Source organism: Streptomyces sp. NPDC096193 (assembly GCF_040302905.1).
GTDB lineage: Bacteria > Actinomycetota > Actinomycetes > Streptomycetales > Streptomycetaceae > Streptomyces.
On the sequence record NZ_JBEOSJ010000004.1, the window covers coordinates 272,583 to 286,195 of the forward strand.

The window sequence follows — 13,613 nt, forward strand, 5'->3', positions numbered from 1 at the left end:
CGGCTCAGACGGCCGGTGCCGGCGTCGTGGGGAGCCTGCCGGCGATGTGGACGACCAGATCGCCGACCGTCATCGCCAGGATCTCCTCCATGTCCTTCTCGGCCAGGAAGGCCATGAGGTCCACGGCCGTGCCGTAGCGCTGCTGAAGCAGTTCGGCGAAGGCGACGAACTCAATGCTCTCCAGGGCGAGATCCTGGTTGAACGTGGTGTCCGCGGTCACTTCCTCCTCCAGCAGGAAGTCATCGCCGACGGTCTCGACGAGCATGGCGATGATCTCGGCGAGTATGTGTTCGGCGGTGGGGTCAGATGCCATGGCCGGCCTCCGTGGGGGTGGGGGTGACTCGGTGGGTGGGGGTGGGCGCCGGGACGGTCCACGCGACGACGAACGTCTCGGGGGCGCGGCCCGGACCGGGTGGTCCGAGGACGGTCATCGTCCGGATGGTGTGGCCGCTGCCCCGGGGGGAGTTCACCAGCAGTCCGGCGGGTCCCTCGGCGACGGTCCACTGCCGGGGGCGGCCGCCGAGCCCGCTGCCCTCCGCCTTCGCCGCGGCCTCCTTGGCGCACCAGAGCACGGTCGCCGCCTGCGCGCGGCCTATCCCGTCCCGCGCCGCGAGGTCGTCGGCGAGCCGCAGCTCGTCGGCGGTGAGCGCGATCCGGCTCAGGGCGTCCGGGTCGTCCGTGACGGCTTCGATGTCGATGCCGACGGCGTCGCCGGCGTGCACACGGGCGACCGCCATCCGGTCCTTGTGCGCGAGCGAGAGCCGCAGACCGGCGGCGAGCGGGCCCTCGGGGACGGGGCGTCCGAGCGGGTCGTTGCCGATGGGGATCTCGGCGGGGAAGATCGGGCCCGCGCCGGTGTCCCACAGAGCCTGTCGTACGGCGTCCTTGGCGGCGATCCGCCCGAGCAGCCAGGCCGAGCGGGCGCGCGGAGGCCGCTCCTCGTAGGCGGCGCGCTCGTCCGCCCCCAGGTAGCGGCGCATCACCAGTTCCTGCGACGCCGGGTCGCTCCAGCGGCGTCTGGCCAGACACCAGCCGCCGGGCTGCGGCTCGCCGATGCCGCAGATCTCCGGGGTGAACTTCATCGGCCACACCCGCTCGTCGGCCGCGAAGCGCCGGTACGTCCAACCTTCCAGGCGGGCCCACACGGTGCCGTCGTCGGCGGTGAGTTCCACATCCCCGCGTACGGAGTCCGGTCGTACGGCGCGGATCCGCGCCGTGGCACCGAGCAGTGCACCCTCGCGGGGCGCGGGACCGTGCAGGTGGATCCGCTCCAGCGAGGCCGGGAAGACGAGCCGGTCCGCCGGGAGCCGCAACTGCATCCAGTGCCCGAGGAGTTGCCCCGCGGCGTCGAGCAGCGCGCCGGGCGCGGGCAGGGCCCGCAGCACGCCGCGGATGCCGTCCTCGGCGACCGCGTCCACGCGGTGGACGCCGGCGAAGGCGGGCCCGTGGAACATCCACCGGTCGCGGTAGAGCGCCTCGGCGCTGACCGGAGGCGCCCCCTGGCGGGTCAGCGACGAGCGATCGGCGGCCGGGGCGGAGGGGTGGCGGTCGGCGAGGACGACGGTGACGGTGGCGCTGCCCCCGATCTCCACGCGTACGCGCGCGCCGCCTGCCCGCAAGGGCTCCACGGACGGTGTCGCGGTGATCTCGGCGTCCACGGGCGGTGCGACGGGCAGCCAGCGCAGAGCGCGTACGTCCTCGAAGCCGGTCACCGTACGCCCCGGCACGGCCTCGCGGGCGGCGTCGGCGGCCACCTCCAGCAGGGTGGTCATGGGGACGACGGGGAACCGGTCGGCGGGCTCGGGCCAGTCGTCGGGCTGGAGGTAGACGCAGTGGTCGCGGACGTACGGCATCGTCTCCAGGGAAAGCCGTCGTCGGGATCGGCGGGCGGGAGGCGGGGCCGCGACCGTCGCGGGGACCTCGGGAGCAGTCGCCGCACGGGCCTCGGGGCGGGAGGGTGCGGCTGCCTCGCGGCCGACGGAAGGTGCGGCTGCCTCGCGGGCCACCGAAGGTGCGGGGGCGGTTGCCTCGCGGGCCACCGAACGGGCGGGTGCGGCCGTCGAGCGCCAGGCGTCGGCCACGCTCCGTACGGCGTTCTCCGTCTCGTCGAGCACCGCGTCCAGGGCCGACAGCAGTACCGGGCGGTCGACGCCGGTCCTCGCACGGCCGGTGCCGAGGGTGAGCGCGGGTACCGCACCGTCGAGGCGTACGAGAGGTGAACCCAGGTCGAGTCGCAGTCCGGCGGGCTCGGCGGCAGCCCCGCGCGCCTGCGCCTCGCCCGTGGCCAGGGGTGACGGCACCCGCGCCGGACCGGGCGAGGGCGCACGCCCCAGCAGTCGTTCCCAGTACGGTTGCAGACCTTCTGTCCACAACGCCGCCGCCAAATGCCCGAGTTGGGCAATACCCTCACCCGGCGCGGCGCCCGCCGGGACGACCAGATGACTCTGACCGTGCAGGGTGTCCCCCACGAAGCCGGGGAGGCTGCCGGGCCCCAGCTGGACGAACCCGCGTACCCCCTCGGCGTACAGCCGTGACGTCAACTCCCGGAAGCGCACCGGCTCCAGGAGATGCCGCAGCACCACGTCGCGGATCTCGTGCTCGGCAACCGGGTACGGCGAGACGGTCGTCGCCGACCAGACCGGTACGGTCGGCGGCCGCAACGGCAGTCTGCCGAACGCGGCGCGCACCTGCTCGAGGTACGGCGCCCACATGGGTGTGTGGAAGCCCGACCGGAAGGGAAGCTCCTGCGCGAGCACACCCTGGTCGGTCAGGCGGGCCAGTGCCACGGCCAACGGCCCGGGTTCTCCGCACAGCACCGACTGGTGCGGGCAGTTGTCATGACTGACGGCGATGCGGTCGAGGCCCCGCAGCGCCTCGGTGGCCTGCCGTGCCCCGCAGCCGAGCGCCGCGTACACGAGGTCGGGCACGTCGAGATCCCCGGGCCCGAGGGAGTCGATGAAGGTGTCGACCGCCTCCTGCGGATACATGCCCGCGGCCACCATCGCGGTCCACTCCCCCAGACTGTGGCCCGCCAACAGGTCGGGCCGGATGCCGAGTTCCGGCAGGACGCGGGAGAAGAACCGGCCCGTGGCGATGGCGTCGACGGCGCGTTCCACGAGTGTGCCGCCGCCGGTCAGGGTGGGCTTCGGCAACCGGAGCAGAGCGGCGACGGGGTCCACGTCCGGTACGAGATCAGGCTCCAGGCTGGGGAAGACGAACGCCAGCCGTGCGTCGTCGGCAGCGAGCAGCGGAGCCGGCGTGAACCACACGCCGCCCCGTCCGCGCCACGGCCGTCCCCTGGCGATGACCGAGGCGGCCAGGGCCCGGCGCTTCGGTGTGGGCCCGAGGACGGCGAGCCGGCACGGCCCACCACGGGACTGGGTCACGGGGTCGACCGCGGGGTCCGGGTACCGCGCCAGGGAGGCGGCCAACTCCTGCGGGTCGGCGGCCGAGAGCAGGAGCACGTCCTCGGCGGCTCCGGTGACCTCGGTGATCCCCGTGACCGCGCCGGGCGACGGGGCCGCGGCACCGGAACACGCCGTACCCGCACCCGCGGGCTGCGTCGCCACGGCACCTGCCGTCGTCAGACTGATGGATCGCGGCAGCACAGCGCCCGGAACCCTCGCCCCCGGTGCCTCTTCCACCACCACATGCGCGTTGATGCCGCCGAAGCCGAACGCGTTGACACCTGCCCGGCGCGGTGCGCGGCCGCGCTCCCACGGTTGCGCCTCCGTGACCGGGCGCATCCGCGTCCGGGCGAACCCGTCGTGCGGATCGTCCACATGGAGGGTCGGCGGCAGCGTCCCGTCGTGCACGGCGAGTACGGCCTTGATCAGGCCCGCCATCCCGGACGCCTGCATGGTGTGTCCGAGCATCGACTTCACGGAGCCCATCGCGACGGGTTCGCCGCCCGCGCCCCGGGACCCGAACACCCGGGCCAGAGTGGTGAGTTCGGCCTCGTCGCCCACCGGGGTGCCGGTGCCGTGAGCTTCGAGCAGGCCGAGAGCGTCGGGTGCCGTCGGGTCCAGGCCGCTCTGCCGCCAGGCGAGTTCCAGTGCACGCACCTGTCCGTCCACGAGAGGGCTCATCAGGCTCGCCGCGCGTCCGTCACCCGCGACCCCGGCACCCCGGACGACGGCATAGACACGGTCCCCGTCCCGTTCGGCGTCGGCGAGCCGTTTCAGCAGGACCACTCCGGTGCCCTCGGAGAGCAGGGTGCCGTCGGCGCTGCGGTCGAAGGGCCGGATGTGCTGGCTGGGGCTCAGCGCCCGTAACTGGGTGAAGACGCTCCACAAGGTGGCGATGTGGCAGTGGTGCACGGCACCCGCCACGACCAGGTCGCAGCTCCCGGCCGCCAGCAGTCCCGCCGCCTGCTCGACCGCGAGCAGGGACGAGGCACATGCGGCGTCGAGGGTGTAGGCGGGGCCGCGGAAGTCGAGCCGGTTGGCGGTCCGGGCGGCGGTGAAGCTGGGGACGAGCCCGATCGACGCCTCGGGCCGCTCAGGACCGAGGCCGGCCTGGAAGGCATCGCGGACCGCGGTGATCCGGTCCTCGCCGAGCTCAGGGGCCAGTTCGCGCAGGGTCGTGGCCAACTGGTGGGCGGTACGCACTCGTTGATCGAGACGGGCGGTGGCGACCCCCATGAAGCCGCCCCGGCCGAGGATCACGCCGATCCGGGAACGGTCGCCCGGCAGCGCCTGCTCTCCCCCGGCGTCGGCGACGGCTTCGGCGATCACGCGCAGCGCAAGCAACTGGTCGGGCTCCGCTCCAGCCACGGCCGCGGGCATGATGCCGTAGCGCGTCGGGTCGAAGGCGGTCAGCTCGTCGATGAAGCCTCCGCGCCGGCAGTAGAAGCGGTCGCTGCGCGCCGGGCCTTCGCTGCCGTGCGGGTCGTAGTACACCTCCGGGTCCCAGCGCCCGGGCGGTACGTCGGTGATGGCGTCGGTGCCCGCGTACAGATTGCGGCGGTACGCGGCCAGGTCACCCGCGCCGGGAAAGACCGCGCCCATTCCGACGATCGCGGCGTCGGTGGGCCGGGGGCCGCGGCCCGGGTCGGTCACGGCCGGCCTCCGAACCCGTTGCCGGGCTGCTCGGCCAGCAGCACGACCTGGCCGGTGGTGCCGTGTGCCAGCTCGGCGAGGAACGCGTCCGTGCCGCCGTCGGGGTCGATCAGCGGGACTCCCCGGTTCGCGTACATCCTCTCCAGCTCGGGAGTCACCATGCCGCCGGCCTCTGCGGCCCAGGGCCCCCAGTCGACGGCGAGGACCCGTCCGGGGAAGCGGCGCGACCAGGCCGGGGTGGTGGCGAGCGTGTCCAGGGCGTCATTGGCGGCCGCGTAGTCCGCCTGGCCGCGGTTGCCGAAGACGCCGGCCACGCTGCCGAAGAGAACGAGGAACTCCGGCGCGGGGGCATCCCCGTGGTCGGCCGCGGCGTCGGCGAGGTGACGTGCGCCGTCGACCTTGGTGCCGAAGACCCGGGCGAAGGAGACCGGGTCCTTGTCGCACAGCAGCCTGTCCTCGATGGTTCCTGCGCCGTGCACGATGCCGTCGAGCCGACCATGGCGGGCGCGTACGTCAGCGACGACCGCGTACACGGCCTTCGGGTCGGTGACATCCGCCGCGTGATAGCGCACGGAGGCCGCGACGCGCCTCAGGGCCTCCAGAGTGGCCCGGACTTCCCGCGCGGCGAGAACCCGCGAGGCGGCGGCCTCGATGTCGGCGGGCGTACGCAGTCCCTGGTGGACGAGCGCGGCACGCAGCGCGACCCGGTCGAGGGCATGGGTGAGTGCCGGATCCTCCACCTCGTCGGGCGGTGGCGTACGGCCGATGAGTTCGATGTGGCAGCCGGTAGCGTCCGCCAGGGCGAGGGCGCTGCGCGCGGTGATCCCGCGGGCCCCGCCGGTCAACAGGACGACCGAGTCGCGGCTCAGTGGCAGGGGCGGCCGTCCGCCGCCGGGCAGTGGTACAGGGACGGTACGCGGCACATTGCGGGTGCCGTTGGTGTAGCCGACCGCGACGGGCTCGTCCGGGGAGCACAGTTCGGCTATCAGATGCGCGGCGATCCGCTCGGGTCGATCCTTGGGGTCGATGTCCACGGCCCTGATCTCCGCGCCGGGATACTCGATCGCGGCCGAGCGGGCGAAGCCGTACAGGCCGGCCCCCGGAATGGGGTCCGTGGCCTCGGGCGCGCCCTCAGGCAGCAGATCGCCGTGCGCGCCGCCAGGGACGGCGACCCGGCCGAACGCTCCTCCGCAGCCGGTGACGAGCAGCAACCGGCGCGTCCCGGCCACCAGGGTTTCGCGCAAGGCGCGGAAGCCTTCCGGCAGGACGGGGGCGGGCGCCTGGCGCAGTGCGCTGAGGTCGACGACGCCGTCGCAGCCCGCGGCTTCGGTCAGCCGGTCCGGGTGCACGGTGCGCACGTCCGCGCCCTGCGCCTCCAGTGCCGCCGCGAGGGCGACGGCAACGCCCAGTCCGTCGTCGACGACGGCGAACTGCCGTCCCGCCAGCACCTCGGCCGGGTCGCGGGCCGCCGGCGGCTCCGCGGCGGCGACTTCGACGAGCAGCCTGGTCAGCGGGACGGAGGCGGCGGCGGGGAGAGGCACCTTGTCGCCGCCGGCCCGACCGCCGTCCGGCCCGGCTGCCCGACCCGGTTCGGCCGTGATCACAGCGCCCTCGGCCACCGTCGTACCGTGCCCGGTCGTGGTCGTACCGCGGGCCACGAGCCAGTCGACGATGCCGCTGATCGTCTTGATGCGGGCGAGTTCCTCGATCGCGGACTCCTCGGCGCCGCCGGCCCCGGACGGCAGCCCGATCCGGTCGGCGAGTGCCCCGATGATCTCCACGCGTTTGATGGAGTCCACCGAGAGGTCGGCCTCCAGATCGAGTGCCCGGTCGAGCATCTCGTGCGGATAGCCCGTACGGATGTGGATGATCTCCAGTACGGCATCCAGGAGCTGAGCGGGTGTCAGGGGGCGGTCGTCGCTGCCCGCAGGGGCCGGCACGGCTCTGCCGGGCGCCGTCTCCTCCGCGGTGTGCCGCGGCGCGAACTCCCGGGGCGCGACCTCGCGCTCCGGCGACGAGGCCGCATCACTCGCGCCCAAGTAGCCGAGCAATACGTCTCGTTGGGCCGCGACCAGCTCCCGTGCGCCGCGTAGGTACTCCAGGACGGCGTCCTCCCGGCGGTCGTCTGCCGCCGCCGGGACCGGCGCCTCCACCCGTCGGGCCGGCTGCAATCCTCCTGCCACGGGCACACCGTCCGCGGTCCGTACGAGGTGCCCGTCCACCAGCCAGCCCGGGCGCCGGGGTGCCTTGGCGGGCAGTACGGCAGCACGGCCCCGGAACAGCGGTTCCGGGTCGACGGGGACACCCGCGGCGGCGAGTTCGGCGAGCGCGGTGACCAGCCGCGTCAGGCCGTGTTCGCCGCGGACGTCGAGAGGTACGGCGGTGTGCGGGCGGTCGCCCAGGATGCGGCCCACCAGTCCGCTGAGCACGCGGCCGGGCCCTGCCTCGACGAAGATCCGCACCCCGGACGCGTACATGGCCTCGATCTGGTCGACGAACCGGACGGGCTCGGCGACCTGGCGGGCGAGCAGCTCCCGTACGGCGGCGGGGTCCGGGCCGTAGGGGCGGGCGGTCGTGTTGGACCAGACCGGCAGGTCGGGGGCGGTCACGGTGGCGTCCGCGAGTTCCGCTGACAGCAGGTCCGCGGCGCCGGCGACGACGTCGCTGTGGAAGGCGCAGGCGACCGGGATGCGTTCGGCGGCCACGCCGGCCGCCCGCAACTGCGCCACCGCGGCCTCCACCGCCGCGGTCGGACCGGAGATGACGCTCTGCCGGGGCGCGTTGTGATTGGCGACGACGCAGCCGGCCGGCGGGCCCGCGATGTCCTGCGGCGCGCAGGGTACGGCTGCCATGGCTCCCGGGTCGTCCCCCGCCGCGGCGAGTATGGCCGCGGCCCGGCGGTCGCTGAGCCGCAGCAAAGTGGCGGTGTCGTAGGTACCTGCCGCCCACAGGGCGACCAGTTCTCCGTAGGAGTGGCCGGCCGTGCAGTCCGGGCGCACACCGAGCGAGGTGAGAAGGCGGTGGGCTGCCACCCCCGTCAGACCGAGCGCCGGCTGCGCCGTTCGGGTGTCGGTGACGGCGGCGCGCTGCGCCTCCCGTTCCCCGGCGGTGAACGCCGCAGGCGGGAACATGGCGGCCACGCAGCCGGGATCCGCGTCGTGGAGCACCGACCGCAGGCGCGGGAAGGCGATGAAGAGATCGCCCATCATGCCCGGGCGCTGGCTGCCCTGGCCGGGGAAGAGGAAGGCCGTCCGTCCGGTCTCGCATCCCTCCCGCGGGACGTGGACTCCGTCGCCGGGCGCGAACTCGCGGGCACGGGACAGCTTTCCGGCCAGGTCGTCGAGGTCTGTCGCGACGACGGCGACCCGGACCGTGCCGTCCTCGGTGGAGACCTCGGCCGCCAGGTCGCGCAGCGGCCAGGGTCGCCCGGCTGCGTCGTTCTGCTCCAGGCGGGCGCTGAGGCGGTCGACGGCGCGTACCGCGGCCTGCCGGTCGGCTCCGCGGAACAGGAACAGCTCGGCGGGCCAGACGTCAAGGCCGTGCTCGGGCTCCTCCGCCTCCGCGTACCCGCTCAGCACAGCATGGTAGTTGGTGCCTCCGAAGCCGAAGGCGCTGACGGCGGCCCGCCGACTGCCGGCGGGCGCGGCCCACGGTCTGGCCTCGGTGTCGAAGAAGAAGGGGCTGCTCTGCGCCGTCCAGTCCGGGTTGGGGCCGGTCAGGTGCAGCGTCGGCGGCCGTACTCCTGAGTGCACGGCTCGCACCGCCTTGATGAGGCCGGCGAGACCGGCCGCACATTTCGTGTGTCCGAGCTGCGACTTGACCGAGCCCAGTGAACAGAAGCCGGTCTCCTGGCCGCCGAAGACCTCGGTGAGGACGGACAGTTCCGCGCTGTCACCCACCACCGTGCCGGTGCCGTGCGCCTCCACCAGGCCGATGTCGGCGGGCGCGATCCCTGCTCGCGCATAGGCACGGTCCAGGGCCCGGCGCTGTCCTTCGGGGCGTGGTGCGGTCAGACCGAGGGACCGGCCGTCGCTCGACGCTCCGACGGCCTGGACGACGGCGTAGATGCGGTCGCCGTCGCGTTCCGCGTCGGCGAGCCGTTTGAGTACGAGACAGGCGACGCCTTCGCCAAGGGCGATGCCGTCGGCCGAGGCGTCGAAGGGCCGGCATCGGCCGGTGGGCGAAAGGGCCCGCACGGAGGCGAACATCAGGTAGTCGTTGATGCTGTTGTGCACATCGGCGCCGCCGCACAGCACCATGTCGCTGTCCCCGTCGCCGAGTTGTTTGCACGCCAGGTCGAGGGCGGCGAGCGAGGAGGCGCAGGCGGCGTCAATGGTGCAGTTGGCGCCCCCGAGGTCGAGGCGGTTGGCGACGCGTCCGGCGATCACGTTCGCGAGCACTCCGGGGAAGGAGTCCTCGGTCAGCCTGGGCAGTTGGGTGTCCAGGTCCGGCGGCAGGTCGCCGAGGTAGCCGCGGTGCAGGGCACGGAAGCCGTAGGCGCCGGCGAGGTCGGTGCCCGCTTCGGCACCGAAGACGACGGAGGTGCGGGACCGGTCGAAGTGCCGTCCGGGGGCGTATCCGGCGTCCGCGAGGGCGCGTGCCGCTGTGTCGAGCGCGAGCAGTTGGACCGGCTCGATACTGCCGAGGGAGGCGGGGGCGATGCCGTGCGTGAGGGCGTCGAAGGGTGCGGGGTCCAGGAACCCGCCCCAGCGGGACGGTGTCCGCTCGCCCGCCCGCGCCGGGTCGGGGTCGTGATAGGCGGCGGTGTCCCAGCGGTCGGCGGGGACCTCGGTGACCGAGTCGGTACCGGCGACGATGTTGGCCCAGTACCCCGCGAGGTCGTCCGCGCCGGGATACCGGCAGGCCATCCCGACGACCGCGATCTCCAGCGGCGCCCGTTCCGCCGTCTCCGGGGCGGCCTCGTCGGCCCCGAGCAGCCGGGCGCGCTCGGCGAGGAGGGCTGTCGCTCCCTCGGTCACCTGCGCGTGAAGGGCCGCGACGCTGATCACGGATGTGCGCGCGGTGGCGATCTGCCCGAGCATGTAGAGGCCTTCGGCGCGCTGTTCGTCCTCATCGACCGGGGTGTGCTCCGCTCCGGTCCGGCGCAGGCCCTTGCTGGCGATCCGCAGCCTGCCGAGGTTGAGCTTCTCCAGTTCCTCCCAGACCTCGTTCGGACTCGCGCCGTCCGCGCGCAGCCGTTCGGCCGTGGCGGTGAAGGTGTCGGCGTACGGGGTGGCGGCGCACCGGGTGGCGTGGCCCGGAGCCGTACGCAACAGTGTGGTGGTGTCGCAGTCGAGCGCGGCCTGCTGGAATCCGGGCAGTACGGCACCGGCGGCGACGGCCTCCTCGGTGAAGAGGTAGGCCGTGCCCATCAGTACGCCGATACGGGCCCCTCGTTCGGCCAGCGGGCCGGCGGCGGCGGTGACCATGGCGGCGGAGCGCTCGTCGTGGATGCCGCCGGCGAACAGCACGTCGAGTTCCTCCGTGTGCGGGAACGCGAGCAGGCGCTCGATCTGCTCCTCCCAGAGCGGAAAGGCGGCACGCGGACCGATGTGTCCGCCGCATTCGAGTCCTTCGAAGACGAAGCGCCGGGCACCCTCGGCGAGGAAGCGCTCCAACAGCCCCGGTGAGGGCACGTGCAGATAGGTCCTGGTGCCCGCCGCTTCGAGCGGTGCGGCCTGGGCGGGCCGGCCGCCGGCGATGATCGCGTACGGCGGGCGTACGGCGGCGACCGCTTCCAGTTGTGCCCGGCGCAGCTCCTCCGGTGCGAAGCCGAGCAGACCGACGCCCCAGGGCCGGTCGGCCAACCGACTCGCGGTCTCGGTGAGCAGGTCGTGCACCTCCCGGCCGTCCATGACGGCCAAGGCCAGAAAGGGCAGTCCGTCCGCATCGGCGACCGCGGAGGCGAAGGCGGACCGGTCGCTCACCCGGGTCATGGGGCCCTGGACCACGGGCAGCAGGTTTTCGCCGGTGCGCGGCAGCAGGGGCCGGGTCCGGGTGGCCGCGGCGATGTGGCCCGTGATCGCCGCCCGTACCGCCTGGACGACACTGCCGGTGGTGCGGTGACGCGCGGCGAGGCGCGCGGCCGTCGCTCCCTCCTGACCGACGGGTAAGGGCATGCCGTGCAGGTCTCCCGCGCCGAGCCGCTCGGCGATGTCGCCCTCGGGAAGCGCGATATCGGGCCGGGTGTAGACACGGTGGCCCGCGACGACGGTGGTTTCGCTGCCGTCCATGGCACGCATCGCGTCGGCGACCGCGCGGGGCAGTCCTTCCAGTCCCTCGGTGGTCAGGGCGAGTTGGGTGTCGAGGACGACGCCTGCGGCGCCGCCGGCGACCGCGGCCGCCGCGGTGTGGAGGCCGATGCCCCCCGCCCCGTGCACGGGGACGGTCAACCGGGGGTCGGCGAGCAGGCGTTGGAGCAGGACGAAGGTGGTCAGTTCGCCGACGCGGCCGCCGCCTTCGTGCCCTCTGGCCACGATGCCGTCGGCTCCCGCGGCGACGGCGTCCGCGGCTTCGGCCGGGCTGACCACCTCGGCCCACACCCGGCGCCGTCCGCCGTCCGACCAGGCGCCGGCGCCACCGCGCCAGTGGGATGCGGTCAGGAGCACGGTGTCCACGGCGGCGGGCAGGTCGTCCGGGGCGAGCGGGCATCCGGCCGGTACCCGCACCCCGTACCTGCCACGCAGTGCGGCCATGGCGGCGCGGGCCCGGTCGCGGTCCCTGCCGAGATCCAGGACGCCCAGGGCTCCCGCACGTTCCGCAGACGCGACCATCCGGGGGCGGGGCTCCTCGAACGGACTGACCACGACGACAAGATCCCGGCGGGAACGCCGGGCAGGCTGAGAGATCACAGGCTCTCCTTGGGTTCCGAGCAGGGCCGGTCGAGGGAGCGGGGCACGACGGCGGTGAGGTGGGGGGTGCGCGGGTGCCTGAGGTGATTAACGGCCAGTAACTTCGCAATGCCGCGTTGCATCCTGCGGCGGCCCGGCGGCACTGTCAACGCCCATCCGCCCATCCATGCCGCAGAGGTATGGATGACAACGGACGGTGCGTCAGTTTTCATACAGGGCACGGGATTTGTTGACCTGAGTGCCTCTTTCAGGGCTCAGACCCGGAGGGCTAACGTCCGCACATGACCCCCACACTGCAACAGCTGCGATACCTCGTCGCCGTCGCTGACTGCCGCTCCATCACAGCCGCAGCGTGCTCCGTCTACATCGCCCAGCCCGCCCTCTCCCGGTCCATCCAGTCTCTGGAGCGGGATCTCGGCGTGACGCTCCTGGACCGCCGGGGCAGGCGTGCGACCCTGACCGCCGAAGGCACCCGTGTCGTGCGTCTGGCGCGAACGGTGCTCGACGCGGTCGGAGCGATCGAGGACGTCGGCACGGCCCGCGGGAGTGCGCTGCGCACCACCGTGAAGGTGGCCGCGACGCCGGCCCTCTGCGGTGCGGTCGCCGCCGGGCTCGTGCCCTCGTTCATCGAGCGCCACCCTCAGATCGACGTACGGCTGCTCCGCCACGACAGCCGCGAGGCACTCGAGCGCGCCCTGGTCGACGGCGCGGCCGAACTGGGGCTGGTCCATCTGCCGGTGGACCAGGATCTGTCGGCGTACCGCCTCCAGGACCGCGAGATCGTGCTGATCTCGCCACCGGGCTCGGAGCTGCCCGACCCGGTGCCGCTGCGGATGCTGGGCGGGTTGCGGGTGGTGCTCCCTCCGCCGGGCACGGGCCGGCGTACCGAGCTCGAAGCGATGTTCGGCCGGCTCGGTGTGCGCCCGGTGGCCGTGGCCGAAAAGGATGAGCGACCGGCCGCGGAAACGGCTGTCACGGAGGAACGCGGGTCGCTGTTCGGCTACCGGGACACGGTGTTCCGGGTGTTCCATCACCGGGTGGAGGTCCGATCCTTCAGGCCCCCTCTTCTACGTCCGGTCGGTATCGCACATCCGCGGGGCCCGCTCAGTGCCGCCGCCCGCAGTTTCCTCTCGCACGCCCGGCACACCGCACCGGCGGGAGCGCCCGCGTCGTAGGCGTGCCGGCCGGATCGCGCAGGCACCGGAGTGCCGCCGTCCGGGGAGAGCACCGTTCCGGGGTGCGTGATCTGACGGTGTCACGGGCACGCGAAGTGTCATGGGACATCTGAAGCGGTGGGAACAGGCCCTTGAGCGCTGGCAGGACGATCTGCTCGGCAAGGTCTTTCATCGGGACCCGGTGGAACTGGTCGACGCGTTGCGCGGTGAGTGCGACACCCATGCGGTGGTGTGCAGCCAGAGCCGCGTCGTCGTGCCCAACGCGTACGAGATCGAACTGACCCGCAGTGTGCACAAGGAGCTGCTGCGGCGCGTCGGGGAGGTCGGGCGGGCGCTGACGGACTCACTGGCCCGCCATGGGGAGACGCAGGGATACGAGTGGGCCGGTCCGCTGACCGTGCGCGTCACCACCTCGTCGGAGCAGCTGCCCAACGGCCGCTACCGGGTGGCCAGCCGGGCCATGCCGCATGTTCGCGCCGACGCGTTCCCCTCGAACCCGGACTGAACGGCACGCCCGGCGCGGGTGA

General features: G+C 73.5%; 5 protein-coding genes. 2 read left to right on the forward strand and 3 right to left on the reverse strand.

Going from position 1 to position 13,613, the window contains the following annotated elements:
* Positions 1-4 precede the first annotated feature (4 nt).
* From ABTX78_RS09070 to ABTX78_RS09080, 3 genes are read right to left on the reverse strand one after another with little or no spacing between them, the layout of a single operon-like run.
* Positions 5-313 (reverse strand): acyl carrier protein, encoded by a 309-nt coding sequence (locus tag ABTX78_RS09070; RefSeq protein ID WP_352206131.1) that lies wholly within the window; start codon positions 311-313, stop codon positions 5-7.
* On the reverse strand, positions 303-5,060 hold the full coding sequence (locus ABTX78_RS09075) for a beta-ketoacyl synthase N-terminal-like domain-containing protein (protein ID WP_352206132.1): 4,758 nt from the start codon (positions 5,058-5,060) through the stop codon (positions 303-305). The genes ABTX78_RS09070 and ABTX78_RS09075 overlap by 11 nt, the downstream gene beginning before the upstream one ends.
* Positions 5,057-11,911 (reverse strand): SDR family NAD(P)-dependent oxidoreductase, encoded by a 6,855-nt coding sequence (locus ABTX78_RS09080; RefSeq protein WP_352206133.1) that lies wholly within the window; start codon positions 11,909-11,911, stop codon positions 5,057-5,059. Before ABTX78_RS09080 ends, ABTX78_RS09075 begins: the two co-directional genes overlap by 4 nt.
* A gap of 281 nt (positions 11,912-12,192) precedes the next feature.
* Between ABTX78_RS09080 and ABTX78_RS09085 the strand changes: the two genes are divergently transcribed.
* Together ABTX78_RS09085 and ABTX78_RS09090 are read left to right on the forward strand one after the other, a co-directional pair.
* Entirely contained in the window at positions 12,193-13,086 is an 894-nt protein-coding gene (locus tag ABTX78_RS09085; protein ID WP_352206134.1) for a LysR family transcriptional regulator, read from the forward strand.
* A gap of 100 nt (positions 13,087-13,186) precedes the next feature.
* The gene (locus ABTX78_RS09090; protein ID WP_352206135.1) at positions 13,187-13,591 is read left to right on the forward strand and encodes a DUF3662 domain-containing protein; all 405 of its coding nucleotides are present in this window, start codon (positions 13,187-13,189) and stop codon (positions 13,589-13,591) included.
* The last annotated feature ends 22 nt before the right edge of the window (positions 13,592-13,613 follow it).